This is a genomic window from Nocardioides astragali (assembly GCF_024436375.1).
GTDB lineage: Bacteria > Actinomycetota > Actinomycetes > Propionibacteriales > Nocardioidaceae > Nocardioides > Nocardioides astragali.
This window is the reverse complement of sequence record NZ_JAFMZM010000015.1, coordinates 1-548: the sequence shown is the minus strand read 5'-3', so window position 1 is coordinate 548 and position 548 is coordinate 1. Positions and strand designations below refer to the sequence as shown.

The following is a 548-nucleotide window of genomic DNA, read 5'->3' as shown; positions in this document are numbered from 1 at the left end:
GAGTTCTGGCCCTACCTGCGTGACGACGCCACCCTGGCCCGCCCGTGGGCGATCCCCGGCACCCCCGGCCTCGAGCACCGCATCGGCGGGCTCGAGAAGGGCGACGGACACGGCAACATCTCCTACGACCCCGCCAACCACGACTTCATGGTCCGCACCAGAGCGGCCAAGGTCGACCGCATCGCCGACTCCCTGCCCCCACTCGAGGTCGACGACCCGGACGGGCTGGCCAAGGTGCTGGTCCTCGGCTGGGGCTCCACCTACGGCCCCATCGGCGCCGGCGTACGACGCGTCCGCAAGGCCGGCTACCACGTCGCCCAGACCCACCTGCGCCACCTCAACCCCTTGCCCAGCGACCTCGGCGACATCCTCAAGCGCTACGACAAGGTCCTCGTCCCCGAGATGAACCTCGGCCAGCTCTCCCTGCTGCTCCGCGCGAAGTACCTCGTCGACGTCGTCGGCTACAACGAGGTCCGCGGCCTGCCCCTCAAGGCCGCCGTCCTCGCCGACGTCATCGGCGGACTCGTCGCCGAAGCCGAAGGCATCGA

General features: G+C 70.4%; 1 pseudogene. It reads left to right on the top strand.

Going from position 1 to position 548, the window contains the following annotated elements:
- Positions 1 to 548, top strand: a pseudogene (locus J3P44_RS24765) (2-oxoacid:acceptor oxidoreductase subunit alpha); the annotation flags it as partial.